Source organism: Tranquillimonas rosea (assembly GCF_900111315.1).
GTDB lineage: Bacteria > Pseudomonadota > Alphaproteobacteria > Rhodobacterales > Rhodobacteraceae > Tranquillimonas > Tranquillimonas rosea.
In genome coordinates, this window is the sequence record NZ_FOGU01000007.1 from 210063 (window position 1) to 235500 (window position 25438).

The 25438-nt window shown below is 62.7% G+C and carries 22 protein-coding genes and 2 pseudogenes; 15 read left to right on the forward strand and 9 right to left on the reverse strand.

The features are described 5' to 3' along the window. Nucleotides 1–58: 58 nt before the first annotated feature. Both BMZ25_RS13550 and BMZ25_RS13555 read right to left on the reverse strand, forming a co-directional pair. Entirely contained in the window at nucleotides 59–985 is a 927-nt protein-coding gene (locus tag BMZ25_RS13550) for a sugar ABC transporter substrate-binding protein (protein WP_092694463.1), read from the reverse strand. A gap of 133 nt (nucleotides 986–1118) precedes the next feature. Continuing rightward, a complete protein-coding gene (locus BMZ25_RS13555; protein ID WP_092694465.1) occupies nucleotides 1119–1949 on the reverse strand; it encodes a MurR/RpiR family transcriptional regulator in 831 nt (276 codons plus the stop codon). Nucleotides 1950–2031: 82 nt separating this feature from the next. Between BMZ25_RS13555 and BMZ25_RS13560 the strand changes: the two genes are divergently transcribed. The 5 genes and pseudogenes from BMZ25_RS13560 to BMZ25_RS21400 form a co-directional block, all read left to right on the forward strand. Further along, nucleotides 2032–3147: a Gfo/Idh/MocA family protein gene (locus BMZ25_RS13560; RefSeq protein WP_092694467.1), complete on the forward strand. Its 1116-nt coding sequence runs from the start codon at nucleotides 2032–2034 to the stop codon at nucleotides 3145–3147. Nucleotides 3148–3173: 26 nt separating this feature from the next. Further along, complete coding sequence (gene iolG / locus BMZ25_RS13565) at nucleotides 3174–4175, forward strand: inositol 2-dehydrogenase (protein ID WP_092694469.1); 1002 nt, start codon at nucleotides 3174–3176, stop codon at nucleotides 4173–4175. A 3-nt stretch (nucleotides 4176–4178) separates the two neighbouring features. After that, nucleotides 4179–4952: a TIM barrel protein gene (locus BMZ25_RS13570; protein ID WP_092694471.1), complete on the forward strand. Its 774-nt coding sequence runs from the start codon at nucleotides 4179–4181 to the stop codon at nucleotides 4950–4952. 506 nt (nucleotides 4953–5458) lie between these two features. After that, the gene (locus BMZ25_RS20900) at nucleotides 5459–5602 is read left to right on the forward strand and encodes a hypothetical protein (RefSeq protein WP_177190464.1); all 144 of its coding nucleotides are present in this window, start codon (nucleotides 5459–5461) and stop codon (nucleotides 5600–5602) included. Beyond that, nucleotides 5602–6072: pseudogene (locus BMZ25_RS21400) on the forward strand (IS3 family transposase); the annotation flags it as partial. The gene BMZ25_RS20900 and the pseudogene BMZ25_RS21400, both read left to right, overlap by 1 nt. 386 nt (nucleotides 6073–6458) lie before the next feature. Here the strand turns inward: BMZ25_RS21400 and BMZ25_RS13580 are convergent. From BMZ25_RS13580 to BMZ25_RS13590, 3 genes are all read right to left on the reverse strand, one after another. After that, the gene (locus BMZ25_RS13580) at nucleotides 6459–8660 is read right to left on the reverse strand and encodes a TRAP transporter permease (protein ID WP_092694475.1); all 2202 of its coding nucleotides are present in this window, start codon (nucleotides 8658–8660) and stop codon (nucleotides 6459–6461) included. Between the two features lie 81 nt (nucleotides 8661–8741). Next, on the reverse strand, nucleotides 8742–9716 hold the full coding sequence (locus tag BMZ25_RS13585) for a TAXI family TRAP transporter solute-binding subunit (protein WP_092694477.1): 975 nt from the start codon (nucleotides 9714–9716) through the stop codon (nucleotides 8742–8744). 122 nt (nucleotides 9717–9838) lie between these two features. Then, nucleotides 9839–10774: a LysR family transcriptional regulator gene (locus BMZ25_RS13590; protein WP_235859874.1), complete on the reverse strand. Its 936-nt coding sequence runs from the start codon at nucleotides 10772–10774 to the stop codon at nucleotides 9839–9841. A gap of 176 nt (nucleotides 10775–10950) precedes the next feature. Between BMZ25_RS13590 and BMZ25_RS13595 the strand changes: the two genes are divergently transcribed. The 4 genes from BMZ25_RS13595 to BMZ25_RS13610 all read left to right on the forward strand — a co-directional run bounded on the left by BMZ25_RS13595 (nucleotide 10951) and on the right by BMZ25_RS13610 (nucleotide 16308). After that, entirely contained in the window at nucleotides 10951–12027 is a 1077-nt protein-coding gene (locus BMZ25_RS13595; RefSeq protein WP_092694479.1) for a tartrate dehydrogenase, read from the forward strand. 41 nt (nucleotides 12028–12068) lie between these two features. Then, entirely contained in the window at nucleotides 12069–13289 is a 1221-nt protein-coding gene (locus BMZ25_RS13600; protein ID WP_235859875.1) for a glycerate kinase type-2 family protein, read from the forward strand. A gap of 27 nt (nucleotides 13290–13316) precedes the next feature. Continuing rightward, a complete protein-coding gene (gene pyk / locus BMZ25_RS13605) occupies nucleotides 13317–14744 on the forward strand; it encodes a pyruvate kinase (protein WP_092694483.1) in 1428 nt (475 codons plus the stop codon). Nucleotides 14745–15192: 448 nt separating this feature from the next. Then, entirely contained in the window at nucleotides 15193–16308 is a 1116-nt protein-coding gene (locus tag BMZ25_RS13610; protein WP_092694486.1) for a TauD/TfdA family dioxygenase, read from the forward strand. Nucleotides 16309–16809: 501 nt separating this feature from the next. Here the strand turns inward: BMZ25_RS13610 and BMZ25_RS13615 are convergent. Further along, nucleotides 16810–17379, reverse strand: coding sequence for a helix-turn-helix domain-containing protein (locus BMZ25_RS13615; RefSeq protein WP_092694488.1), 570 nt, complete (start codon nucleotides 17377–17379; stop codon nucleotides 16810–16812). Nucleotides 17380–17448: 69 nt separating this feature from the next. On the opposite strand from BMZ25_RS13615, the gene BMZ25_RS13620 reads away from it, so the two are divergent. Together BMZ25_RS13620 and BMZ25_RS13625 are read left to right on the forward strand one after the other, a co-directional pair. Continuing rightward, nucleotides 17449–18597 (forward strand): MFS transporter, encoded by a 1149-nt coding sequence (locus BMZ25_RS13620; protein ID WP_092694490.1) that lies wholly within the window; start codon nucleotides 17449–17451, stop codon nucleotides 18595–18597. A 114-nt stretch (nucleotides 18598–18711) separates the two neighbouring features. Then, on the forward strand, nucleotides 18712–19512 hold the full coding sequence (locus BMZ25_RS13625) for an endonuclease/exonuclease/phosphatase family protein (protein ID WP_092694492.1): 801 nt from the start codon (nucleotides 18712–18714) through the stop codon (nucleotides 19510–19512). A gap of 194 nt (nucleotides 19513–19706) precedes the next feature. Here BMZ25_RS13625 and BMZ25_RS13630 read toward each other — a convergent pair whose 3' ends face one another. Beyond that, on the reverse strand, nucleotides 19707–20507 hold the full coding sequence (locus BMZ25_RS13630) for a class I SAM-dependent methyltransferase (RefSeq protein WP_218142544.1): 801 nt from the start codon (nucleotides 20505–20507) through the stop codon (nucleotides 19707–19709). A gap of 124 nt (nucleotides 20508–20631) precedes the next feature. Here BMZ25_RS13630 and BMZ25_RS13635 point away from each other — a divergent pair, with 124 nt between their 5' ends. Continuing rightward, nucleotides 20632–21354 (forward strand): winged helix-turn-helix transcriptional regulator, encoded by a 723-nt coding sequence (locus tag BMZ25_RS13635; RefSeq protein ID WP_092694494.1) that lies wholly within the window; start codon nucleotides 20632–20634, stop codon nucleotides 21352–21354. Nucleotides 21355–21453: 99 nt separating this feature from the next. Continuing rightward, nucleotides 21454–21564: pseudogene (locus BMZ25_RS21070) on the forward strand (ATPase); the annotation flags it as partial. Nucleotides 21565–21672: 108 nt separating this feature from the next. On the opposite strand, the gene BMZ25_RS13645 reads toward BMZ25_RS21070, so the two are convergent. Next, on the reverse strand, nucleotides 21673–22275 hold the full coding sequence (locus BMZ25_RS13645; protein ID WP_092694496.1) for a glutathione S-transferase family protein: 603 nt from the start codon (nucleotides 22273–22275) through the stop codon (nucleotides 21673–21675). 64 nt (nucleotides 22276–22339) lie between these two features. On the opposite strand from BMZ25_RS13645, the gene BMZ25_RS13650 reads away from it, so the two are divergent. Then, nucleotides 22340–23044 carry a helix-turn-helix transcriptional regulator gene (locus tag BMZ25_RS13650; RefSeq protein ID WP_092694498.1) on the forward strand — a complete coding sequence of 235 codons (705 nt, stop codon included), beginning with the start codon at nucleotides 22340–22342 and terminating at the stop codon, nucleotides 23042–23044. Between the two features lie 204 nt (nucleotides 23045–23248). On the opposite strand, the gene BMZ25_RS13655 is transcribed toward BMZ25_RS13650, so the two are convergent. Continuing rightward, nucleotides 23249–24685 (reverse strand): DUF6880 family protein, encoded by a 1437-nt coding sequence (locus BMZ25_RS13655; protein WP_092694537.1) that lies wholly within the window; start codon nucleotides 24683–24685, stop codon nucleotides 23249–23251. A gap of 558 nt (nucleotides 24686–25243) precedes the next feature. Between BMZ25_RS13655 and BMZ25_RS13660 the strand changes: the two genes are divergently transcribed. Beyond that, nucleotides 25244–25438 (forward strand): transposase (locus tag BMZ25_RS13660; protein WP_177190465.1); only part of this gene is annotated, 195 nt, incomplete at its 3' end.

Sequence of the window (25438 nt, forward strand, 5' to 3'; positions counted from 1 at the left end):
GGGGCCGGACGCTCTTTTGCACGCCGCGGCCCCTCGCGGTCCGATCAATCGGATCAGGTCAGCGGATGCCTTGAGCCGACAGCTCTACGACCTGGGCAGCCTTGTCCTGGGTGATCAGGTTCGGGCCCGAGGGCACGTTTCCGCCAGGAACGAGGCCGTAATTGGCGTTGAGGGCCAGAAATGCTACCGGCAGGTAACCTTGCAGAAATTGCTGCTGGTCTATGGCGAACGCCGCGTTGCCCTCTGCAACCGATTCAAGGAAATTCGCCGACAGGTCGAAAGTCGCGACGTTGACCTCTCCCGTCCGGCCCACGGCTTCGACCGCAGCGACGGCCGGCTCTCCTACGAGCGACGCGCCAAGGCCCATCACGGTGTCGATGTCGGGGTTTGACTCGAGCGCCGCCTGCACCTTGGATTGCACCTCGGCGGGATCGTTGCGGGTCGGGATCACCTCGACCTCGCCTCCGAAGCCCTCGGCGAAACCCTCGCAACGCTGATCGAGCGCGACGTTGCCGACCTCCTGATTGACGCAGATGCCAACTTGGCCGCCCATTTCGGCCAGCCTTTCGCCGGCGACCTTACCGGCGGTGAACTCGTCCTGACCGACATGCAGCAGCGCCCCGAGCTCCTTGGACACGTCTGAACCGGAGTTCATGGAGATGACAGGGATGCCGGCCTGGACCGCGCGCTCGATCGACGGCCCGAGCGCGTCCGCGTCAGGGATCGAGACCACGAGCCCGTCCGGCTCCTGGTTCACAGCCGCGTCGATGAGCTGGCTCATCTGCACCATGTCGAAGGTCTCGGGCGAGCGGAAATCGACGTTGGCGCCGGTATCCTCGGCCGCTTTGTCGACACCGTTCTTGACCACAGACCAGAACGGGTCGTTGGCCTGCCCGTGGACCACCACGAGAATATCCTGCGCCAGCGCGGGTGCTGCCACGGTCATGCCGGCGACAAGCGCAGCGGTGTAAGTGAATTTGGTCATGAGTCCTCCCCTTTGACCGATCCGGCCGGGACCTCCCGTCCCGGCGATATCCGGCTGAGCCGAATGTCAATGCCCCGAGGCCTCGCCTCATTTTGGAACATTTATTCTATAAAGGTCGAATCGGCACCGTGAGTCAATGTTTTTCACGCAGGGCGCCGATCGCGACGGCGAGCGTGGTGGTCAGCGTGATCGAGGCGTTCAACGCTCGCAGCGCACCCACCTCATCCTCCCGCGCCAAAAGCAGTTCGTCCGCCACGCTGACCAGCGGGCACTCTCCGGTATCGGTCATGCCAAAAACGGGAACGCCCCTCTCCGAGGCATCGGATGCGAGGGACACTGTCTCAGGGGAAAACGGTGCATAAGTTATCGCGAAGACTGCGTCTCCAGGCTGGATCACAGCACTCCCATCGAGAAGACCGCTGCCGCCGTGCAACACGGACGCGACACCCATCTTGCCGAACAGATAGGACATCGAACTGGCCACAGCGAAAGCGCGTCGCAGTCCGATGACGTGGATAATGCGCGCACGCGATAACCCCTGCGCAGTTGCCTCAAGGGCGTCACTTGTCACCGTATTAGCGAGCGAAAGTAGTGATTTGTGCCCGGACTCTGCAAAATCCGCCAAGAGCCGGCCGACGCTCTCAGAACCCGCATCTACAGCCGCGAGCCTTTCCTCATAGCCTGGGCGAAATTCCGTGAACTGCGTGCGAAACAGCGCCTGCATCTCGGAGTAGCCCTTGAACCCGAGAGCCTGACAGAACCGCATGTAAGCCGAAGCCGCGACCCCGGAGGCTTCCGCCATCTCCGCCACGGTCGAGACCGCGATGAGATGCAGGTGCCGACGGGTGAACGTCGCGCATTGCCGCAACCGCTTGGGAAGCTTCTCCGCGTCGGCATCGAGCCGCTCCAGCAACTCCGTCACGCTCGTCGGCGCGGTCGCGCCTTGGCTCTCGATTTCGGTCATCCTTTAGCTCCTGTCTTGACAGCTTCACGCTAACCACTCATCACAAGATATGGAATAGAAATTCCATTATGGGAGGAGAATCATGGCGATCGGTATTGGCCTGATCGGAACCGGCTTCATGGGCAAGGCACACGCGTTGGCCTATCGCTCGGCGCGCGCAATCATGGCGGACGTGCCAGAGGCTCGCCTTTCCGTGCTGTGCGACATGCCCATGGATCGCGCCGATGCGATGGCCTCCCAGCTCGGCTTTGATCGCGCGACCGATGACTGGACTGCACTCGTCGCCGATCCTGATGTCGATATTGTATGCATCACCACACCGAACGGTTTGCATCGCGAGATGGCACTCGCCGCCATCGCTGCGGGGAAGAATGTGCATTGTGAGAAACCGCTGGCGCTGAGCCTCGAGGACGCCGAGGTGATGGCGGCTGCGGCCCGCGAGGCCGGCTCCTCCACGCTCGTCGGCTACAACTACATTCACAACCCGGCGGTCACCCACGCACAGAGGCTGATCGCGGACGGGAGGATCGGACGCCCTGTGCATTTCCGCGGCTGGGTCGACGAGGACTACCAGGCCGATCCCGAGTTCGCCTGGACATGGCGCTCGACCCGGTCCGAGGCGGGCCTCGGCGCGCTCGGCGATCTCGGCTGCCACCTGGTGTCGATGTCGCACCTTCTGATGGGCCCCATCGAAAGCGTCCTGGCCGACACCCAGATCGCCCACGCGACGCGCCCCCTGCCAGATGGGTCTGGCCGCGGCACCGTCGAGAACGAGGACACAGCCTCAGCGTTAGTTCGTTACGCCTCCGGGGCGCAGGGCACGCTTTGCACCTCTCGTTCAGCTTGGGGTCGCAAGAATAAGCTCGACTGGGAAGTGCACGGCACGCGCGGCATGATCACCTTCAGCCAAGAGCGGCTGAACGAGCTACGCCTCTACGTGAACGACGGACCCAAGGCAGAGCAGGGCTTCTGCACGATCCTGACAGGCCCAGATCACCCGCCTTATGGCGCATTCTGTCCAGCGCCGGGGCATCAGCTCGGTTTTGGCGATCTCAAGACCATCGAGGCCACCGCCTTCTTACGCGCGATCTCCACGGAGACGTCAGCCTATCCCGACTTCACCGACGCGCTCGCGTTCGAACAGGTCATCCACGCCATCGACACCTCGGCCCGCGAAGGCCGGCGCGTGTCCCTCTAACGCTTTATCCGGAAAGGACATGAACCATGAAAGTCGCACTCTTCGGCGCCGGCCGTATCGGCAAGGTGCATGCCGCCTCGATCAAAATGGACCCGCGCTCCGAGCTCGTCGCCGTCGCGGACGTGATGACCGAGGCTGCGGAAGCCTTGGCCAAAGAGCACGGGATTCCCGCCCGTGGCGCAGACGAGATCCTCGCGGACGCGTCTGTCGACGCAATTCTCATCGCGTCATCGACCAACACCCATGCTGACCTGATCGCCGCCGGCGTGAAAGCCGGAAAGGCCGTTTTCTGTGAAAAACCCATTGATCTCGATCTCTCTCGCGCGCTCGAGATCCGCAAGATCACGGCCAACCACGACAAGCCGATCATGATGGGCTTCAATCGCCGCTTCGACCCGAACTTCGCCCAGGTGAAGGCCGCGCTCGAAGGTGGTGAAATCGGCAAACCGACGATGCTGTCTGTGACCTCCTTCGATCCCGCCCCGCCCCCAGTGAGCTACATCAAGGTCTCGGGCGGGCTCTTCCGCGACATGATGATCCACGACTTCGACATGTGCTCCTTCCTCTTCGGTCTGCCGGAAACGGTGATGGCGCACGGGTCATGCCTGATCGATCCGGAGATTGGCGCCGCGGGCGATATCGATACAGGCGTCGTCGTGCTGACCTATTCTGACGGGCGGATCGCGACCATCTGTAATTCGCGGCAGGCGCCGTACGGCTACGACCAACGCGTAGAGGTGCTCGGCGCGGACGGAACGCTCGCAGCTGAGAACGAGATTGAGAACACCGTGGTCAAGTCTACCGCTGCGGGCGTCGTCTCGGCCAAGCCCGTGTTCTTCTTTCTCGAGCGCTACACGCGTGCCTACGCAATAGAGTGGTCGGCCTTTGTCGACGCCGTGATCGAGGGCGCGCCGGTTCCCGCCGGCGTGCAGGACGGCGTCAACGCACTCGCACTCGCCGAAGCCGCGAACCGCTCTCTCGCTGAGGGCCGTCCCGTGGCCGTGACGACCGACATGACGGGGGGCTGAGCGATGGCGTTTACCCTTGCCGCCTGCGCCGAGATGCTGTGGCGCGACCGCCCCATCGAATGGCGCTGCGCCCAGCTTGACGAGATGGGCTTCGAGGTCGGGCTCTGGAACTGGGTCGATCACGACCTCGCAAAGCTCGAGGCGTCCGGCGCGAGGTTCTCGATCATGAACGGGTATCTCGAGGGCCGGCTCGCCGACGACGCTGGAGCGGAGGCCTTGCTGGCCTCGGCACGCGAAACTGCCGAGGTCGGAAAGCGCCTCGGCGTGGCGCGGCTGAACCTCCACGGAACCGGCCTTGGCGACGGTGGTCGACCGAAGCTGGCCGAGGTCGCGACGCCGCTGAAATGGGTGAAGGCCCGCGACACACTCCACCGCATATGCGATCTCGGGGAAGAGCTGGGCGTGACTTTCACGCTCGAGAACCTGAACCTGCCCGCAGATCACGCCGGCGTTCCTTTCGCCCGGGCGGAAGAGACGCTTGCCCTGGTCGCTGCGGTCGATCGGCCGCAGCTCCGCCTCAACCTCGACCTTTACCATGCGCAGATCGGCGAGGGTAACTTGATCGAACTCTGCCGTGCCTGTCTCCCCTGGATTGGCGAGATCCAGGTCGCCGATGTGCCAGGTCGTTGCGAGCCCGGCACGGGCGAGATCAACTATTCGAGCATCGCGCGGGCCCTCTCCAAGATGGGGTATGACGGGCCAGTTGGCCTCGAAGCGTTTGCTTCCGGCGACGATATCGCCGCCTTGACCGCGTTTCGCGAAGCCTTCCAGCAATAAATCGGACAGAGTGCCAGAAACACCGATACTTCGCTGAAGGATCTGCTCGACCGTGGCCTTCTGGATCGGTGCGCCACGCGCATCGAGCCCGACGACGTGAAACACGGTCTTGCCGATGTCGATCCCGAACACGGCACAGTCTCTCGGTTGGTTGCGGTTCATGTCATGATCCTCCTTTACTGACCGCCCGTATCATCGGGCTTGGAGGCAGGGCGGATCATCTCATTAACGGTGACGCCCGCCGCGAGTCGGCTCGCAGTCGCCTGTCTCATGGACCGCCATAGGATGAGCGAGCGGCGGGCGTGTCACCTCATCGGCGCTGACCTGTCGATGAACCAGTATTGCGCCGAGCCTCCGGATGATGATCTATTCCGGGAAAGGATGCGCGAACTTGCCGGGGAACGGCAGCGGTTCGGTTATCGGCGGTTGCACGTCCTGCTGCGCCAAGAACGGCGAGTGAGAACCCCAAGAACACCGAGCGTCTCCACCGCGAAAAAGCGCTGTCGGTGAAGCGCAGGCGGGGGCGCAAGAAGGCCACCGGCACGCAGGCGCCCCTCGTCGCGGGAGCGGTGCCGAACGCCCGCTGGTCGGTCGATTTCTTGCAGGACCAGCTCGTCTCCGGCCGGCGCCTGCGCATCCTGAATGTGTGACCTGCTGGAACCAAGACGTGGTGCGCGGCACCTTCCTCATCGACGCCCACGACCGCGAGATCATCTCTTGGCGGGCAGTGGCAAACGACGGGATCAGCGGCTCGGACCGGGGAAAATGCTCCTGAAAGCCGTCGAGCAGCGCTTTGGGACCTGCCTGGCGCCAGCCCCCATCGAGCTTCTGACGGACAACGGGGCATATACCGCCGAGGAGACGCGCATCTTCGCGCAACATCTCTGCCTGCGACCTTGGTTCACCCTCGGTAAAGAGCCCGCAGAGCAATCAGATGTCCGAGAGATTCTGAACACGCTCAAGCGCGATTCCGTGCCGGTAACGCCGCTTCGACGATTCCGCAACCGAGCTCCGATTGATGCGCAATTGGTTCTCCGGTAACAACGACAACCACTCGCACTCAGGGCTGAAGCAGCGCTGGCTTCGCGATTTCATTTCTGCTCAAACCGAAACCACCTGAGCGTGTCCGGTGAAATGGGATCATAACACCACCCGCTCCGCCACGACGCCGCCACCATGCCGACATTTGCCCCACAGCACGGCGACCGGCCTTCGCGAGGCATTGGATGTGATCGACGTCCCGCCCTACGTGCGACACCGTCGGTGTGCGGCAATCGGACTTTCGCTGCGTTTTCGCGATCCAGCGTATCCCTCTTGCTATTGGATACTAAACGCTGGAGTCCGATGACCCTCAAGCACGCACCTACTCAAGCGACGATTTGCAGCACTTCTCAAAAGCGGAGGTATCCGGTGGATTGAGGCCTCCGAACCGCCATGGCTGCAACTCTTGAACGCGTCGCCTCAGGAGAATGGCGACTGAGCTGCATTGCATTCAAGCACATATGATCACTCGGTTTGAGGTTCTCGAATCTTCTTTTCGGACTTCCTCCGTTGAAACAAGGCGAGCGCCACCCCGAGCAAAACGCCAATCGTGTCCGTGAGCCAACTGCCTTCCAGCATGGTCAGGCCGGCGACCAGGAGGCCGATACGCACCACCGGGGGAGCTGACGTCAGGAAGTAGCCCTGCACGGCGCAGGAGAGGAAGTAGACACCGATCACGGCGGTGATCGTGATGTGGATGATCTCAGGCCACGTGCCTTGCATCAGCATCGCGGGGTCGAGGAAGAACATGTAGGGCACGACAAATGCCGCGAGACCAATTACGAAGCTTTCCATGCTGGTCTTCATCGGGTCTGACCCCGCAAGAGCCGAGCCTGCGTAGGCGGCCAGTGCGACCGGCGGCGTGATCGCCGACATCACAGCAAAGTAGAAGATGAAGAAATGCGCGGTCAGAGGCTCGACACCGAGCCCGATCACGCCGGGTGCGATCACACTCGCCGCAACCGCGTAGGCCGCTGTCGTGGGCATCCCCATTCCAAGGATCACCGATACGACCATGGCAAAGAAAAGCGCCAGGAACTGGCTCTGATCGGCCACCGCCAACAGCACGGAAGAGAAACGCGACCCGATGCCGGTCAGGGCGATGACACCAACGATGATCCCAGCAGTAGCGCAAACCGCTACGAGTTGGAGCACCATGCGCGCGCCGAGTTCAAGAGCGTGAAAGAGTTGCCGGGGTCCCATCTTGTGTGGCGTCAGCCACGATACGACGGCAGCAGCAATCATCGCGAGCGTGCCACATCGGATCACCGAGTACCCGGCGAAAAGGGCGTAGATAAGCACCACGATGGGAGTAAAGAGGTAGATCTGCCGCAGGAGAGCACCGAGTTGGGGCAGCTCGGAACGCGGCAAGCCCTTCATATTCTTTTTCTGAGCCGCCAAGTCGACCATGAAGTAGACGGAGGCGAAATAAACGATCGCCGGAATGACGGCGGCCCAAACGATTTCCATGTATGGAATACCGGTGATCTCGGCCATTATGAACGCGCCCGCGCCCATGATCGGCGGCATGATCTGTCCGCCGGATGAGGCCGCCGCCTCGACGGACGCTGCCGTCTGGGAGCGATAGCCGACCTTCTTCATCAGCGGTATCGTCAAGCTACCCGTTGCGACGACGTTGCCTGCGCTGGTGCCGTTGATCATTCCCATGAGCCCTGAGGCGAAGATTGCAACCTTCGCCGGTCCGCCGCGTTTGTGACCGGCCGCGGCGAAGGCGAGGTTCACGAAATATTCGCCTACCCGGCTTGCCTGTAGGAACGCCGCGAAGACTACGAAGAGGATGATGTAGGTCGAGGAAATCGCGATCGGAGCGGCAAGGACGCCGTTGTCGCTCACGATGTAGGAGAAAAACCGCAGCGGGCCGTAGCCTCGGTGCTCGAAGATGCCTGGAAGCCATGGTCCGAGGAATGCGTAGCCAACGAAGATCGTTGCGATGATCACGAGCGCGAGGCCTGCCATGCGGCGCGTAAGTTCGATGATCAGCACCACAAGTGCGATCGCCGACCACATATCGGCGGGTAGCGCCATTGGCATACCTGCCCGGAGCTGAAGCTGCGGGGCAAAGTGGATCAGGTAAGCGGTTGCAGTCAGTGCCGAGAGTGCGAGGAGCACGTCGACCGGCGCAAAGCGGTCCCTACGAAGGTGTGGGAACACCCAGGAATGGACGACAGCGAGGGTGGTGCCGACAACCAGGGGCACACCGAGCGTGCTCATCGCCCAGGATGGCGCGGCGGCCGAGCTCGAAGTGACCCCGTTGATCCAGATAACGGCCACGGCGGCGAAAGCGTAGAGAATGCCAGCCCCGGCCAAGGCAAGGAGGCCTTTCGAAAGCAATGATTTTGGCTCGGGCCCGGAATTGATGACCTCACGAACGCTGAAGAGAAGAAAGCCCAGCATCAAGCCACCGCCGACGTGAACGAGACGGTATGTCCATGTCTCCAGCGGGAACACGTTCATGACCAGAAGGTGGAAGACCGTGTAGGCCACGCAAAGGCCAGCGATTAGCCAGTGACGCGAACCGGAAAAGACACGCTGATTGAGTGCCATCGCGTCGGTGTCAACGCTGGCCTTGGCGGTCTGTTCTTCGATCAAGGATGCACTGGAGGTAGCCGAGGCGCGGGCCTCGGTCCTGCCGCTGTTGTCGGACATGAGAGATCTCGCGAAGTCGGAAGCCAGAAAGATAGACGGCGGCCGCGGAAGTACGGCCGCCGTCCCGAGGAGATACCGTAGTTACTCGGGCGTCTCCGGCAGGTCGAAACCATTTTCTTCGAACCAGCGCGCGGCACCTTCGTGGAACGGAATGAGAGTGTTCGTTCCAACGTTTTCAGGCACCGTTTCCTTCGCCGCAGCATGCACCTGCGTCATCCGCTCGGGATTCTCCATGGCGAGCTTGGTGATTTCGTAGGCAAGTGAGTCCGGCATGGATTCGTGGGCGATGGCGAAGTTCCAGAGCGCGACCGACTGGACGTCCTCGGGCTGATCCTCGTAGGTGTTGGCGGGGATCGTGAATTCCGACATCGCCGGGACGGCATCGACGAATGTCGACAGTGTCTCCTCGTCCATCGACAGGAAGCGCACATCGTTCTCGACGGCGAGCTGGCTGTAGGCGCCCGTCGGCAGACCGGCGGCGTAGACAAAAGCGTCGATCAGACCGTCCTTGAGCTGTCCGGCCGTGTCCGAACCACCGGCATGGGACAGCGTCACGTCCATGCCGGCTTCTTCGAAGAACCGCGGCCAGTAAGTCGCCGAGGTGCCCCCTTTGGGTCCGACGCCGACGCGCTTGCCATCGAGATCCGCAAAGCTCTCGATGTCGGAGCTTGCGAGGACCGCGGCCTGAAGAGGCGTCTGATACATCGGGAAGAGCGCGCGAACGGCCTCGTGCGGAACGTCAGGCATCAGCGCGCTCTCGCCGCGGCGGGCTTCGTCCGCGGGACCGAGCGTCACGAACCCCATGTTGTGGTCCTGCGTTTCGACGAGGGTGACGTTTTGAACCGGCCCGCCGGTGATCTCCACACCGGCATTGATGCCCAGCTCGTCGCTGATCATGGAGCCGAAACCACTGCCATAGGTGAAGTAGGTGCCACCCTGGCTGCCGGTTCCGATTGTCATGGTGTCGGGCCAGCCTTCTCTGTCCTGCGCCACCGCGGGCACCGACAGCGCGCTAACAGCCGCGATTGAGACAATGAAGTTCTTGGTGAAACTCATGGCTTCCTCCTCCCAAGTATTTCGTTCACGCAAACGGAGCGATCCGATTGGTGAAAGGAGCGTAGGTCTGCCGGCCCGCCGAGAGCAATCTGCGCAGAATTATATATACTTTCGCAATAATGTCAGGCTGACTCGGCGATGTCGGAAAGGCGGCCATCGAGGCAATCGAGAAGCGCGTCGCGGGCCGGGTCTCGTGTGCCCCGCATCCAAGCTGCCGCGAGGGACAGCTTGTTCAAGGCGAGGCCCTCTTTGACTTCGATTGGGACGAAGTTCACGCCCGACACGGCCAGACGCGCGGTCCACTTTGGGACAATTGCCAGGCCGAGCCCGGTACTGACGATATTGACGATGGTCTGCTTCTCTTCCGCGATTTGGGCGACGCGCGCGGTCAGTCCGGCTTCGAGAAAGAGCTTCATCGTCAGATCGTGGCTGTGCGGGCGCGACCGACGGTCCGGCACGATCAGCGGCTCGTCCGCGAGCTCGGGGATGGTAATGCTGTTGCGCTCCGACAGGCGGTGATCCGACGGCATCGCCACCACGGCAGTTTCGTGGAACAGGGATCGGAACACGATCTCAGGGGGGCGAACCTCCGGCGGACGAACGAAGGCGATGTCGATCCGGCCGGACGAAAGCCGCGGCAGGAGCCGGATCGTTTTCTGCTCGTAGAGCGTGACTTGGATGTCCGGGCGGATTTCTCGGAAATAGGTCAGGAGTTGGGGCACAAGACCTGCCGCCGCGCTATCAATCGCGCCAAGTCTCAGCACGTTGGAGGATTTCACCTCCATCGAGCGAGCCATTTCTTCAAACCGGTCTGCACGATCAACGAGATCGCGCGCCTCTTCGACCAGTTCCTCGCCGGCAGGTGTCAGCGAGACATGGCGCGTCGTGCGCGCGACAAGCTTGAGGCCGAGCCCTTCTTCGAGTTTCTTCAAGTGACGCCCCAGAGAGGCCGGCAACATGTCGAGGCTGTGGGCCGCCTTGCCGAAATGCAACGTCTCGGCGACAGCCAGAAAACAGCGCAGCTGAGTAAGTTCCACGAGCTTCTCCTTGAACTTCACTCAACATTATTCCCGTAATTTGTATAATCCAAGAGAGCTTGAGTGCGATCACCGCTTCCCCATACCGTCCCGACATCGCGTCCGCGGCGGTGCATCAGGGAGGCTATCCGTACCGGACATTCTTGACATGGCGTCTCTGTCCGCCGCCGTACAAACCATCAGAACCAGGTAAGTCTATGAAAACCTATAAGATTGCCGCTATTCCAGCAGACGGGATCGGCCCGGAGGTCATCGATGCTGGCTTGCAGGCGCTCGAGGCTCTTGCCACACGTGACGGCAGCTTTCAGTTCGACGTAGAGACCTTCGACTGGGGGTCCGACTACTACAAGAAGCACGGCGTCATGATGCCCGACGACGGCACCGAGCAGCTGAAGCCGTTCAACGCGATCTTCTTCGGTGCGGTCGGTGCGCCCGATGTCCCGGACCATATCACCCTTTGGGGCCTGCGCCTCCCGATCTGTCAGGGCTTCGATCAATACGCTAACGTACGGCCGACGAAGATACTGCCGGGGATCACCTCGCCGCTCACGGGTGTCGGACCGGGCGACCTCGACTGGGTCATTGTTCGCGAAAACTCCGAGGGCGAGTATTCCGGCAATGGCGGGCGCACGCATCGCGGCCTGCCCGAAGAAGTCGGCACCGAGGTGTCGATTTTCACTCGGACGGGCGTGACACGGATCATGCGCTACGCCTTCAAGCTGGCGCAGTCGCGGCCGCGCAAACTCCTGACTGTCGTTACCAAATCGAACGCACAGCGCTACGGCATGGTCATGTGGGACGAGATCGCCGCCGAGGTCGCGCAGGAATTCCCGGACGTTACGTGGGACAAGATGCTCGTCGACGCCATGACGGTGCGGATGGCTCTAAAACCCCAGTCGCTCGATACGATCGTGGCGACCAACTTGCACGCCGACATCCTCTCAGATCTCGCAGGCGCATTGGCGGGAAGCCTCGGTGTCGCCCCGACCGGCAACATTGACCCCGAGCGCCGCAGCCCTTCCATGTTCGAACCCATCCACGGCTCCGCGTTCGACATCACCGGGAAAGGTATCGCGAACCCCGTCGCGACGTTCTGGACTGCCTCGCAAATGCTCGAGCATCTCGGTGAGGAAGCCGCCGGCGCGCGATTGATGGAGGCGGTGGAGAAGGTCTGCGAAGCCGGAATCATGACGCCAGACATCGGCGGCACGGCGACGACGCAGGACGTGACGGATGCGGTCTGCGAGGCGATCCGTGGCTCCAATATCCTCTGATCGAGATGTCCGAGGCGTCTGAAAGAGAGCTCCTGCTGGCGATGGTCGATGCGGCCATCGCGGCCGCCAATCCAGCGACGGTTCTGGCGGATTACTTGCCTCCGAAACCTACGGGTAGGTGCATCGTGGTCGGAGCCGGCAAGTCCTCAGCCGCGATGGCACACGCCCTCGAAACGGCCTGGCCTGACGTGGATATGTCCGGCGTGGTCGTGACCCGGTATGGACATTCGGTTGCGACGAGCCGGATCGTGGTTCGTGAAGCGGCGCACCCCGTCCCGGATGTGGCCGGTGCGGAAGCTACGAAGGAAATCATGACCCTGGCCGAGGCAGCGGGGCCCGAAGACCTTGTACTCGCATTGATCTCGGGCGGCGGTTCCGCTTTGCTGGCTGCGCCTCGACCCCCATTGATCCTCAGCGACGAAATCGAGGTCAACAGACGCCTTCTGGCCTCGGGCCTTCCGATCTCCGACATGAACAGCGTGCGACGCCGGTTGTCCTCGGTCAAAGGTGGCGGACTCGCGCGTGCCGTTCTTCCGGCAAAGCTTGTGACACTCGCGATATCAGACGTGCCGGGCGATGACCCGGCGGCGATTGCTTCAGGACCGACCGTGCCCGACCCCGATCCGACCGTCGATCTTACACACGTCGTTGGTCGGATGGGGAGCGATCTGCCCATGCACATCCGAGAAGCTCTTGTGGAGCCTGCCACCGTCCACGAAGCATTCGACCCGGATTACCGCCTCATCGCGACACCGCAGAAGTCCTTGGAAGCCGCAGCGCGCGCCGCCCGTTCGGCGGGCGTCACCCCCGTGCTGCTTGGGGACGCGATAGAGGGGGAGGCCCGAGAGCTCGGAACCATCATGGCTGGCATCGCCCGCTCCGTCAGAGCGCATGGCATGCCCGCTCCGCGGCCTTGTGTTTTATTGTCTGGGGGCGAGACTACTGTGTCGATCGGTGACGGTGCGCCCGGGCGTGGCGGCAGGAATACCGAGTTTCTCCTGAGCCTCGCTGTCGCGCTGGAAGGAGAAGCGGGCATCCATGCGGCCGCGGTCGATACCGACGGTATCGACGGGACTGAAGACGCGGCCGGGGCCTTCATCGATCCAGATACGCTGGAACGCGCCCGAATTGCAGGATTCGATCCCTTGGAGGCCCTTGCAGGCCATGACAGCTACAGCCTGCTCGACGCCACACATGACCTCATCCGCACCGGCCCAACGCTCACCAATGTCAATGACGTTCGCGCTGTGTTCATCGCGTAGCGCCAGATTACCAGGAAGAGCAAAGCCATGCGAAACAGACGCGCCAAGATCGTAGCCACGGTGGGGCCAGCGAGTTCGGCTCCACCAATGCTGCGAACGCTGTTTCACGCCGGCGTCGATACCTTCCGTTTGAACTTCAGCCACGGCGCTCATTCCGACCACGCCGCGGTCATTCGCTCCATCCGCGCATTGGAGCGTGAGGAAGACGTGCCCATCGGAATCCTGCAAGATCTCCAAGGTCCGAAGATTCGGCTCGGGCGCTTGCCGTCTGGACCCCGTCAGCTTGAGAACCGAGAAAAGATCTCGCTGGTGCTTGGAGAAACGACCAGCGATCATACTCAGCTGCCACTGCCCCACGCCGAGATATTCGCGTCGGTGAGGGCCGGGGACAGGATTTTCGTGGACGACGGCCGAATTCGACTCCGAGTGACGGAGCGCGGCCTGGAAAGCTTGGAAGTAGAAGTGCTCTCCGGTGGAACGGTCAGCGACCGCAAAGGTGTCAATCTTCCCGATACGAAGCTGGATCTGCCGGTGATGACAGACAAAGATCGCGAGGATTTGAAGTTCGGGCTCGAGTGCGGAGTCGACTGGGTCGCACTCTCGTTTGTCCAGACCGCCGAGGATCTCAGCGACATCAAGGCGCTCCTCGAAGGTCGCGCGGGGGTGATCGCGAAGATCGAAAAGCCCTCGGCCGTAGCCGACATCCAGAACATCGCCAGATCGGCTGACGCGATCATGATTGCGAGAGGCGACCTCGGCGTCGAAATCCCCGCCGAGAACGTGCCGAGCACCCAGAAGGAAATCATCGAAATCTGTCGCCGCGCAAATCGTCCGGTGATCGTGGCTACACAGATGCTGGAGTCCATGACAACATCGCCGACGCCCACCCGCGCAGAAGCCTCGGACGTCGCGACCGCGGTCTATGACGGGGCCGATGCTGTCATGCTTTCGGCGGAGAGCGCGACGGGCGCCTATCCAGCCGAGGCGGTCGAGGTGATGGACCGCATCCTCGCGCGGACCGAAGGCCACGTGGACTACGTCAAGCGCAGTGATAGGCCCCGTGCGACCGAACATCCCGAAGACTGCATTGCCCGGTCGGCAGCCCGTCTTGCGGACGAACTCTCTGCACCGGCGATCGTGACCTATTCGATGAGCGGAGCAACAGCACTACGGGTCTCAGCGAAACGCCCTTCTCAACCGCTACTCGCAATCACGCCGGACATGGCGATCGCCAGGCGCCTGGCGCTTGCATGGGGAACGCGCGCTCTGCTCGAGAAGAACGTGGTCGACTATGAAACAATGGTGCATTTCGCTCGCGAAAGCTGCCAACCTTTCGTCCCTTCGGGCCGGGATGATCGCCTCGTCGTAGTGGCCGGTTTTCCGTTCGGCCGTTCCGGCAGCACCAACAACATCCGGATCGTCAGGGCCTTCCCCAAAGCGGCGGGAAGCGCCTAAGATGCATCTGGCAGACACAAATGTTCCGTAACAAAATGCTCGCCATACGCGTTGAGCCTCCGCTTTGACATAGCTGCGTCGGAACGATTATCGCCTATCCAAAGTCCGGTTAAGGCCGAGACCCGTCGGTTTCTCATTCTGAGAGTGTCGGTTTATGGTGCTGGCGCAGGTCGGGTGCGAGCCCACATCGACCGAGTCCAAGCGGTTCAAGTTCATACCAGCGGCAACTGGCGCCCAATTGCGAACGGCTCGCACCGGCCGCTCGATCTGCTTGCCTTGCCGGGCGTATCCATGTTCCGTATAAATTAGCGAAGAACGATCGGAAACATGTGCACCGTCTTGGGAAGATGTCCGGGCCATCCGCATGCGAAGGCCCACGCGTGGTGGCCGCCCCCGCGGCTCGGCTGAGCCCAAACGCCTGACCACCTCATCTTCATTGGAGACACACATGCAACCGAGCCTCATTACCGGGGCCCACGGCCTGAAAATCCGTTGGTCCGACGGAACCGTGGGTGAATTCCCATACATCTGGCTGCGCGACACCGACCCGTCGGGGTTCCACCCGCATACCGGTGAGCGCACCTTTGAGCTGACCAAAGTTCGGCTCGACGTCACGCCTCACCATACGGAAGTGACCCCGGATACGCTCCTCGTCACTTGGAACGACGGGGAAACGCCAAGCCGTTTCGACCTTGACTGGATCAAGACGCATCGCCCCGGACAGCCCCGTCACGACCCCGCCGATCTCGCGCCCGTCGCATGGCGCGCCGACCTCGGTGGAGAGGGCGTGCCCCGTCACGATGCCAATGGCGTCCTCAATTCTGACTCCGACCTCGCGAAATGGCTGCGCGATACGAAGCGTTTCGGTCTGTCCATCGTGACGGGGCTGGACGACAGCACCGAGGCCGGCATGGAGGTCGCCCGCCGGGTCGGCCATCTCAGGGAGACCAACTTCGGACTGACCTTCGAAGTCGTCTCCAAGCCAAACCCCAACAACCTCGCCTACACCTCAGACGCACTGCCGCTGCATACGGACTTGACCAACCAGGAACTGCCGCCGGGCTATCAGTTCCTTCACTGTCTCGCCAACGAGGCCGAAGGCGGCGGCTCGACCTTCTGTGACGGGATGACCGTGGCCGAGGATCTGCGGGCCCGCGATCCCGAAGCCTTCGAGGTCCTGTCGACGGTGACCGTGCCCTTCCGATTCCAGGACGCCAGCACGGACATCCGCTCTCGCAAGACGGTAATCACTCTGGACACGCGCGGCGAGGTTTCCGAGCTCTGTTTCAACGCGCACCTCGCGGACATCCTCGATCTCGAGCCCGCCCGGATGAAGTCTTTCTACCGCGCTTACCGGGTTCTCATGGAGATGACGCGCGATCCCGCCTACGGCATCGCGCTGAAACTTGACGGCGGCGAAATGGTCGTCTTCGACAATCGCCGTGTCCTGCATGGTCGTGAGGCATTCGACCCATCAACCGGCTTCCGGCACCTTCACGGCTGCTACGTCGATCGAGGCGAATGGGATAGTCGCCTTCGCGTTCTCGATAGATCGCGGAACTAACAGACAACCATTCTTGGCGCGTCGCGCATTGGAGGCGCGCCAACCTGATCTGAGTTTCTCCTGTCACGCCGCACAACTTGCGCTCGCGAAAAGAGCATAGGTAGTCGACCTTTTGTTTGAAACTCGGAATGGTCCGTTCTGGGCCGCCATCGGATGGCTCGCGGTTACGATCCAGACCGTTAGGAGTCCGCGCCGATGAATGACTGGTTCGGTGAAGCTACTCCGCCGCAAGGCTATCGACTTGAATGTCGGTTCTGGGCCGTCCGCTCCCGCCTTCTGGGTCGGGCCAATCGCAGCTCGCCGCGCTGCCGCGGGTCCGTTTCGAGCCCGTTGCGGAGGTGTCAATTTCTCGCTGCGCGCGCCCGCAGCGGAATTTTCGCTTTGGCGCGGCAAATCTTCATGCCGCATCGCAGCTGTGGATCCGGTCATTCGTGCGTCGCGCAGCGAAATCCTGGGGAGCAGCGACCGCACCGCGGGACGAAGGGGGCGCTCGCCAACCTTTCAGTTGATGGTCTCCACAAGGCGTGCGTAGCGGCCGTCCGAAAGCCTGAAGCGAGTCCAAGTGAACCGACTCTCTGGGATCTCGAGCAGGTGGCTCCGATGGCCGGTTGTCTCAAGCTCGATGATCGGGGCTACCAAGTCGAACCACCCCAAAGTTTCCAGATTGCGCTCGGCTTCTATGATATCGGGGCTGGCACATTCCCAGAGGAGTGCTCCATCGAGCTCTTCGGGAACGCGCCGAAACTGTCGGGCTCGCGCCGACGAATAGGCCAGCAGCCGGTGGGTCATGTCGCAGATCAGATGCAGCGGTGAGACGCTGTCACCTACGAATTTTCCTAAGCGCCCATCCGCCCCACCCGCGAGCCGGGCCGAAAGCAGGTCAGCCAGGAGGCGGGCCTCATCTTGGCCCGGTTCCTGAGTTCCGCTTTCCCAGCGAGAAATCTGCGGCTGCGAGACCCCGAGCAGCTCCGCCGCATGGCTCTGCTTCACACGATGAAGCGCGCGCCAAGTGCGCAACCCGCGGCCAAGGTCGCTCCTACAGCGCGGTGGAAGGGAGGTGCCGTCCTGCATATCCCCTGAATATCTTATTCCTCGCCTATCTTCCAAGCGGCGCTTATCGCGAGACGCAGGAGGTGGCTCATGCCGATCGGACGCCGAGAACTCTGGATTTATCTGACAGGTCTTCTGGCCGCTGCGCAGATGGGTAAGATACCCCCGCTGATGCCGCTCATCTCTGACGAGCTGGGGCTTACCCTTTTCATAGGGGCCGTGGTGATTGCGCTCATCGAGCTCAGCGGGGCGCTCTTCGGGGCGCCGGCGGCCGGTCTCGCCGCACGCGCGGGGGAATGGCGAACATTGCTGGTCGGCCTCACGCTTCTGATCGCCGGAAGCCTCGGCGAAGCACTGGTCGGCAGCGGGACCCTGCTGACCCTGGCACGTGCCGTCGAGAGCATAGGCTATCTCTCTGTCATCGTCACCGCACCGGTGCTGATGGCCCGGGAGGCACGGCATCTGTCGGCGGATCTGGCCCTCGTCGTCTGGAGCACCTTCTTGCCGGTCGGCCTCGCGCTCGGGACGATCCTCTCCGGGGCGTTCGCCGAGCCGCTCGGCTGGCGTGGCGTGCTCCTCCTCTGGTCTCTGGCAGGGGCCGTCCTGTGGCTCTGTGTGCCACGCGGCAGGTCGGGTGCTGCCGAAACGGTCCCAGCCATGATCATACGCCCGCCGGGCGCAGCGCTCGTCCTTGCCTGCGGCTTCGGCTGCTTCACCTGCTTCCAGGTGGGACTGTTGGCGCTGATGCCCGAATTCCTGATCTCGGAGAAAGGGGCGAGCCCGGGGACGGCGGGGCTCGTCACGGGGCTCGGCGGCTTCATGACGATCAGCGGGGTCATAGTGCCATTCTATCTGGCGCGGCGCTCCGACCTGCGGCTTTCTGTGCCTTTGCTTCTTCTCTCCCTCATCGTCCCGGCGACGTTGCTCTTTGGAGTGTTCAGCCCGCTGGCGTCGCTCGGTGCCAGCGCGATCCTCTTTCTCGGTTTGAACATTCTGTCGGGGATCTTTCCGTCACTGGTCTTTGCCTCGATCCCTCGGTGGGCTGGTCCCAGCGGCATCGGACCGGCCAACGGCGCGATCGCCCAAGCCGGGGCAGCGGGGTCGCTTCTTGGTCCGCCGGCCTATGCGGCTGTCGTATCAGGCACTGGCTGGATGCCGGCCGCGGTGTTCGGGCTTGGAGTATCGCTCGTCGGGCTGGTTCTCGTGACCGCGCTGGAGGCGCGCAGGTTCCGGACATGACCTGCCTACACAGCGCCAGCGTCTCGCATGTAGTGAAAGGGCTTAGTCCTCGAGCCCTAACTCGCCTCTCTTTGTCATTGTAACGAAGGTAAGCTTCGCGGAAGGTGCCGGGTCATGAAAATCATGTGCTTGAACGGTTGGGGCGGCAAGCTCCATGACGTGATGCTGCCCTATCTGGCCGCGATTGCGCCCGATATTCTTTGCCTCCAAGAGGTCATCCATAGCCCTTCGTCCGGAAAGAAATGGCTGACCTATCGCGACGGCGATCATGTCTTGTCTCAACGCGCCAACCTGTTTCGCGACGTCGCATCGGCGCTGCCAGAGCACGTTGCTATCTTCTGTCCTGCGGCGCAAGGCGTCCTTTGGGACGGTAACGTGTCGATCCCTTCGCAGTGGGGTTTGGCGACCTTTGTGCATCGCTCTTTCCCGATCATCGGACAGGTCCAAGGCTTCGTTCACAAGGACTACTCTCCTGACGGCTTTGGCGATCACCCGCGCTCTCGAAGCGCCCATGGTGTGCGTGTGTGGGATTACGATGCGGACCGAGCCTTGAGCGTCACGCACATGCATGGGCTGCGCGACCTGGCTGGGAAGATGGACACGCCCGAACGTGCCGATCAAGCACATAGACTGCGTGATCTATCAGGCCAGTTGGCAGAGCTTGGCGACTTAACGTTGATCTGCGGCGATTTCAACGTCGAGCCGGACAGCGAAACGCTCTCGATCCTCGCCGATGCCGGAATGGTTGAACTCGTGACGAACTACGGCTTCGGCGGCACCCGCAACTCGCACTACAAGAAGCCGGGACGCTTCGCTGACTACATGCTGATCAATAACCAAGATGCCGTGAGGAGTTTTGACGTCGTCTACGATACCGAAGTCTCGGACCACTGTCCGATCATCCTCGACGTGTAGCTTCGTGCAGGAACGATCTTTCGCTCAAAGGTGCGGAATGTCAGGAAAGTCCGCGCTGCCTACCTTAGGCCACTGCATGATGCTGCGGCCTGCATGAATGGCCGGTTCAGTGAAGCTGCGGCGCGGCGTTAGCGGGCGCCATGGGCGGCCGCTAAGGGCCGGTCGTGTAGCCGGACGACGCTTGATGCGATGGCTCAGATCCGCACGCCGCGGACGACCAGTGCAAGGCGTGGTATCGTCAATCCCTGGGTAGCCTCGTAAGTCCGATGAAAGTCCTGAAAGGCAGCTCGGAAGGCCTCTCGCCGGTCGGGTGGCAGGGCTGCGTACGTGTCCGCGACGGGCCCGAAGCCGGTGACATACTCCGCCCAAACCGTCGCCACGTCCGGCGCATAGAGCGTCGTCACCTGTTCGCGGACTTCGATCTCAAACAATCCGCCAAGCGTCGCCTGCAACCAGTCCGGCCGTCCCCAATCGAAGGGCGAGGCAGGTGGAGGGGGTGCGTCGGACCATTTGCCCACCAAGCTGAAGAAACCCGCGATATAACCCTCGGGATCGTCGGCCCAGGTCGCTATTGCCAGACGCCCTCCCGTTCGAAGCACCCGTGCCATCTCGGCCGCGGCACGGGTCGGCTCGCTCGAGAAGATGACGCCATAGGTTGAGAGCACCCCATCGAAACTGCTGTTGTCGAATGGAAGCGCCTCTGCGGCCCCGCGTTGAAAGACAGGGCGCGGATCGAGACCGACCGACAAAGTCTCCGCCGCCTTGAGCATGCCCGGAGCGATATCCATACCCGTCACGTAGGCGCCCCGCCAGGCTGCGAGCCGGGCGCCCCAGCCTGTGCCGGTTCCGATGTCGAGGATCTGCTCGCCGGGTCGCGGCCAAAGGGCTTGGACGGTGTGCGAGATGGTGTCCGAAAGCCCGAACGAGATCCCGTCGTAGGATCTGCCAGGTCCTCCCCACATCTGGGCCTCCAGGCTCAATGTCTCGGTGTTCATCTTCGCCTCCCTTCTTTGGCTTCCAGGAAAGTCTGCCCGGCAAGCGCATCGACTGAAACTTCACAAAATGGAGTCTTCAGTCTGGGGCAGCTGCGGTATCCTGCGCAGAACACGGGAGTCTGCCATGAAGGGCTACGGCCAATTCTGCCCCATCGCCAAGGCTGCGGAGATCTTCTGCGAACGCTGGACCGCCCTCGTCATCCGTAACCTCGGCGCAGGCGCGGAGCGGTTCAATGATATCCACCGCGGCGTGCCGCACATGTCGGCCACCCTGCTTACGAAGCGATTGCGACAACTGGAGGCGGAAGGTCTCGTCCGCCGCCAGCGCGGCCGTTCGGGCAAGTCGTGGACTTACCATCTCACCCAGGCCGGGGCCGAATTCCTTCCCCTGGTCGGCGCGCTCGGGATCTGGGGTCAGCGGTGGACGCGGCGCGAGATCCAAGAGGGCGAACTCGACCTCGGTCTGCTGATCTGGGGGCTGGAGTATTCCGTCGATCCCACGGCCTTCGGGTCGGATCGCCACGTCCTGCGCCTCGACGTCTCCGATCAGCCGGAGCAAAAACGTCTTTACTGGTTCGTCTGCGAGGCGGGCAAGCTCGATCTCTGCGTGTCCGATCCGGGCGGGTCGACCGATCTCTTCCTTGAGGCCACGCTGGAGAACTTTATCCGTGTCTATCGCGGTGATGTCGCGCTGGAAACCGCTGTCGACGACGGGAGGCTCACGGTGGATGGCGCGCCGAAGCACATCCGCCGCCTCCGCCGCTGGTTCAATTTTGACGAGATGGCCAAGACACACCCGGCGGAGAATGGCCCGACGAGGCAAATGGCATCGCCGCTCCGGATGTGAGGATGCGCCGACGGGGTAAGCGCACGAAATTCCCGGTGCGCGCATTGCCCGGCATTCGGCATCCAGACGTTCAGTGCATTCGTACGAGCCCGCTCAGTGCTGGCGAGGGCCTGCATCCGCAGCGGCAGACGCGGCCGCTTCTTCAACGTCGTAGACCTCGTGAACAAGCTCGATGCCGAGGCTCGGGCCGACCGTCAGGGTCGCACCGCCGCACCGATGTTGCTCGCGGTGATTGGAGCCTCCCTCGGCACGCACCGAGGAAGGACAGGGGTTGCGCCTTGGCGGCCAAACCAGGGCGATTGCGCTCCTGAACTTATACTACTGCTCCGCGCTATCTCGGGCCGCAATGGCCTTCACGGCCGGACGGTCGGCGCAACGGCTTATCCAGGCTTGGATCGCGGGATGCTCCGGCATGGCGTCCGGCAGCCATTGAAACGGGCTCGAGAGCAACAGGTCCACCGCCGAGCACCCACCACCGAGAAGGTAGGGCTGGCCATCGAGCGCCTCGGCCAGACGGGCAAAAACCGCATCCAGGTCGCGGAACGTTGCGTGCAGGGCCGGATGGTCAATCTTTGCCCAATCGAGCACCAGAAGGGGCTCCATCACGCCCTGGTAGTAGAACAGCCAGCTCAGAAACGCCCCGCGCTGCGCGTGGCCCACAGGACGGCCGAGACCGGACTCGGGGAATCTGTCCGTTAGATAGGCAACGAGAGCACCACGCTCGCGCACGTGGTCGTTGCCGTCGGTCAGATACGGCACCTTCTTCTCGGGATGAGGGTTGCGCGGGTCCGGACCGCTGCTGCCATCTTGCCGGGACACGGTGACGTTCACGACGTCGATGCGGTCGGCGAGGCCCATCTCTTCCACAAGGATGAGGATTGAGGTCGAGCGGGACCGGGGCGCGTGGTAGAGTGTCGGCATGGGTGTCTCCTGATAAATCCTGACGCCTTGCTTTAGCCGAGGGCTGCTGACAGATTGCGTCAGCATGGCCCGCACCGACCGCCTCATGCGACTTGTGGATGCGCTGCGCCGCTTGCCCGCCCCGGTTACCGCCGCGCGGCTGGCTGCGGAAACGGACGTGTCGAGACGACAACTCTACCGGGACATCGCCACGCTGCGCGCCGGTGGTGCCCTGATCGACGGCGAGGCCGGTGTGGGGTATCGCCTGACCGAAGACCCCGCACTGCCGCCGCAGAGCTTTTCTCGGCTCGAGATCGAGGCACTGGTCCTCGCGGTTGGCGAGTTGCGCAAGACGGGCGATGCGTCTTTGGAAGCAGCAGGCCGTGCGGCGCTTGCCCGGATCATCGGCACGCTCCCCGACGATCAATCGCGGCAAGCCATGCACACGGTCCTGCGAAGCTTTCGTGCGGACCCAGTCCGCCTCGACTACACCGTGGACATGTCGCTGCTGCGTCGCGCCTGCTGGGAGGAACTGGCGCTCGACGTTCGCTATCGCGACCAGAAGGGCCAGGTCTCTCAGCGCGAGGTCTGGCCATTGGGTATCAGTTATTCGGACCGAACATTGATGTTGCTGGTCTGGTGCTGCCTTCGACAGGACTGGCGCACCTTCCACGTCGCGGGGATCGAAAAGGCCGCCCTGATGGGGCACAGCTTCAGACCTCGGCGTGTGCCCCTGCTGCACGACTACGCGGCGCGATATGCGGCGTCAGGGTCACCGGCAAAGGTGTAGCACCGGACCACCCCGCACCTTCGCGATCTGGATCGTCGCGCATCGCGACGTCGCCCGCCCCCGCCGACGCAGTGTGAGTTCGACGCTATGCCCGCGGTGCCGACATTGAGAAGCGCGAGATTGCCGCACCTCGAGCTAACGACCGGTTCGGAGAAGCCGCACCGCAGCGACAGTTGTTTGATGTACGGCAGCTAAGGGCCGTAGTTACGGACCGACCAACCTCCAGAACCCATGTTTTCGACCATGTTCCTGTTTGAGTTCTTCAAGGAACTGCGTGTGAGAGGGAAGATCCCCATAGTTTTCGATGGCGGCATCGCAGGACTGACATTCGGCCAGATGGCGTGCCGCGTAGCGATACCGCTTTGATTTTGCTCCGGTCAGCGTGTCCAGAACCATGGCGCGGCGCATCAGCGCGGCGGCGAGCGGGTGCTCGGCCTCGAGCGCGTCAGCCGCCTTCGTGAGGGCGTGATAGGAATTCCCGTCGAGTTCTTCGGCCCGCGCCACCACGATCCGTGCCGCACGTTCGTGAGATGGCCAGTCGACGAGAAAGCTGATCGTCGCCCCCAGATGCGGATAGGCCTCCGCGAAGCCCAGAGCGGCCTCTTCGGCTTCGATGTCGTCGAAATCGGGCAGCAGCTTCAGATACCTGCGAAGGCTCGTCGCGCTGAGGGTCTGCTCGTAAGTGTTCCACAGATGGGTCTTCAACTCATCCGTCTTGCCCTTGCGCTCAAGGCATTCCTCATAGACCGCATCGAGATCGTAGCGGTACATACGGAATGACGTGCCGTCTTCGGCGACCCGGGCGCGGGTGACGATGTCGAAAGCCTCATCGACACGTCCCGCGTCGAGCAACCGCCGGGCCACGTGAGGGGCAATGGTGCCGTAGGTCAGCTGTTCTTCTGAATAGCGGGCCATGTAGGCGTCGACGTCTCCTTGGGCGTCCGCGATATCCGCCAGGATGATCGACCGTGTCATCTGTTTGTTGCGGCGCACGCTGTCGTCGGCAGAAGACATGAGGCCGTAGCCCCGGTATTGCTCGAGTTCATGCTCCGTCGGTGGCGCGTCGGCCCAGGCTTGCGTGATGCATTTAAGATGCTCCAGCCCGTCTTGGCCGAGCGCGTCGGCCGTCGCCGGAATGATCCGGTCGAACTCGCCGTAACCCGCATCGGCGACCGCGTCGAGAATGCGTTCGGCCAGGGCAGTGCGGTCTTGGGAAAGACGGGGCGAAATCTCCGCGATCAGGTCCACCGCGTCACTCATGATGCCGCCCACTGCGCCGTTGCTGTCATCCGTGCGCTCGTGAATGGAGGGGGCGAGTTGAAGAAAAGACCAGAGAAGCTCGAATGCTTCGTCCGGATCATGCGGGGCGATTGTGGTTTCGATCATCCCCAACAGACCCTCGAGATCCTTGACCAGCGCCCTCTGCTTGCGCCAATCGACGAAGCCGGTCGCGCGTCGCAGAGACGCAAAGCGCTTGCGGAGATCGGCGGCAACCTCCCCGGGACCCTGGGCGGCACTGAGCTCCATCCGCGCGCGGCGCTGAAGCGCCGCGCTCCCCTCAACCAGGTTCATGACCAGTGCCGCGAGCTTCTCCGCTCCCAATTTTTCGAGGTTGGCCTGGTTCAGGGTCTTCTTGGACATGGAGATCGGCATTGCCTTCTTGCTGGGCGTCCTGCGGACAATGTCGCACCGGTCTTGCGGCGACAAGCACCAATGGCCGGGTTGAGGGCGCCGCCGGAGGTGGCGAAAATGGCCGCTTACGGCCTGTCGCGACAGGCGCACCCATGCTGCGACTGCGAAGCCTCCTAAGGCCAACGCGGTCAGTTTGGGCCGTCCGCGACCGTCTCAGCCAGTTCCACCAATTGGCGCGTCGGTGAGAAATCGAAAGTCAGGACGCCACCAACGGGGTGCTGGCCGCGATGGACCAGGCGAGGATGACACCCATCGCGAGGCCCGTTGACCATGGATCGCTGCGGGCTCTGACCCAGCGCGCCGCGAGCCCGTAGACAAGCCAGAACAGCACCATCACAGGAAGCACGGTGAACGCGATGCCGGGCAGTGTCCCAACGCTTGGTGTAGGAGGCCGCGCGCGGAGCCCCCGGCTTAGCGCAGCGCGCGGCCGGGCGTGACGCTGGCGGCCATCGTCGATCTTCGGGCAGGTTCGGGTTGCGAGACCTTGAACCAAGAACGGAGATGACGATGACCGACGACAGAATGGCGCTGATCGAGCTGGTTGAGAAGCAGGCTGACGGCGATCTTGTCCGCGAGATGCTGGCCTTCGCGGCCGAGCGGATCATGGAAGCGGAGGTGGAAGAGCGAACCGGCGCCGCGAAGGGCGCACGTTCGCCCCTGCGAGAGGTTCAGCGGAACGGCTACCGGGACCGCGACTGGGAC

Bases quoted from the DNA above. Each gene is read 5' to 3' on its own strand.
- BMZ25_RS13550 (WP_092694463.1), bottom strand. From the start codon at position 985: ATGACCAAATTCACTTACACCGCTGCGCTTGTCGCCGGCATGACCGTG.
- BMZ25_RS13555 (WP_092694465.1), bottom strand. From the start codon at position 1,949: ATGACCGAAATCGAGAGCCAAGGCGCGACCGCGCCGACGAGCGTGACG.
- BMZ25_RS13560 (WP_092694467.1), top strand. From the start codon at position 2,032: ATGGCGATCGGTATTGGCCTGATCGGAACCGGCTTCATGGGCAAGGCA.
- iolG (WP_092694469.1), top strand. From the start codon at position 3,174: ATGAAAGTCGCACTCTTCGGCGCCGGCCGTATCGGCAAGGTGCATGCC.
- BMZ25_RS13570 (WP_092694471.1), top strand. From the start codon at position 4,179: ATGGCGTTTACCCTTGCCGCCTGCGCCGAGATGCTGTGGCGCGACCGC.
- BMZ25_RS13580 (WP_092694475.1), bottom strand. From the start codon at position 8,660: ATGTCCGACAACAGCGGCAGGACCGAGGCCCGCGCCTCGGCTACCTCC.
- BMZ25_RS13585 (WP_092694477.1), bottom strand. From the start codon at position 9,716: ATGAGTTTCACCAAGAACTTCATTGTCTCAATCGCGGCTGTTAGCGCG.
- BMZ25_RS13595 (WP_092694479.1), top strand. From the start codon at position 10,951: ATGAAAACCTATAAGATTGCCGCTATTCCAGCAGACGGGATCGGCCCG.
- BMZ25_RS13600 (WP_235859875.1), top strand. From the start codon at position 12,069: ATGGTCGATGCGGCCATCGCGGCCGCCAATCCAGCGACGGTTCTGGCG.
- pyk (WP_092694483.1), top strand. From the start codon at position 13,317: ATGCGAAACAGACGCGCCAAGATCGTAGCCACGGTGGGGCCAGCGAGT.
- BMZ25_RS13610 (WP_092694486.1), top strand. From the start codon at position 15,193: ATGCAACCGAGCCTCATTACCGGGGCCCACGGCCTGAAAATCCGTTGG.
- BMZ25_RS13615 (WP_092694488.1), bottom strand. From the start codon at position 17,379: ATGCAGGACGGCACCTCCCTTCCACCGCGCTGTAGGAGCGACCTTGGC.
- BMZ25_RS13620 (WP_092694490.1), top strand. From the start codon at position 17,449: ATGCCGATCGGACGCCGAGAACTCTGGATTTATCTGACAGGTCTTCTG.
- BMZ25_RS13625 (WP_092694492.1), top strand. From the start codon at position 18,712: ATGAAAATCATGTGCTTGAACGGTTGGGGCGGCAAGCTCCATGACGTG.
- BMZ25_RS13630 (WP_218142544.1), bottom strand. From the start codon at position 20,507: ATGAACACCGAGACATTGAGCCTGGAGGCCCAGATGTGGGGAGGACCT.
- BMZ25_RS13635 (WP_092694494.1), top strand. From the start codon at position 20,632: ATGAAGGGCTACGGCCAATTCTGCCCCATCGCCAAGGCTGCGGAGATC.
- BMZ25_RS13645 (WP_092694496.1), bottom strand. From the start codon at position 22,275: ATGCCGACACTCTACCACGCGCCCCGGTCCCGCTCGACCTCAATCCTC.
- BMZ25_RS13650 (WP_092694498.1), top strand. From the start codon at position 22,340: ATGGCCCGCACCGACCGCCTCATGCGACTTGTGGATGCGCTGCGCCGC.
- BMZ25_RS13655 (WP_092694537.1), bottom strand. From the start codon at position 24,685: ATGTCCAAGAAGACCCTGAACCAGGCCAACCTCGAAAAATTGGGAGCG.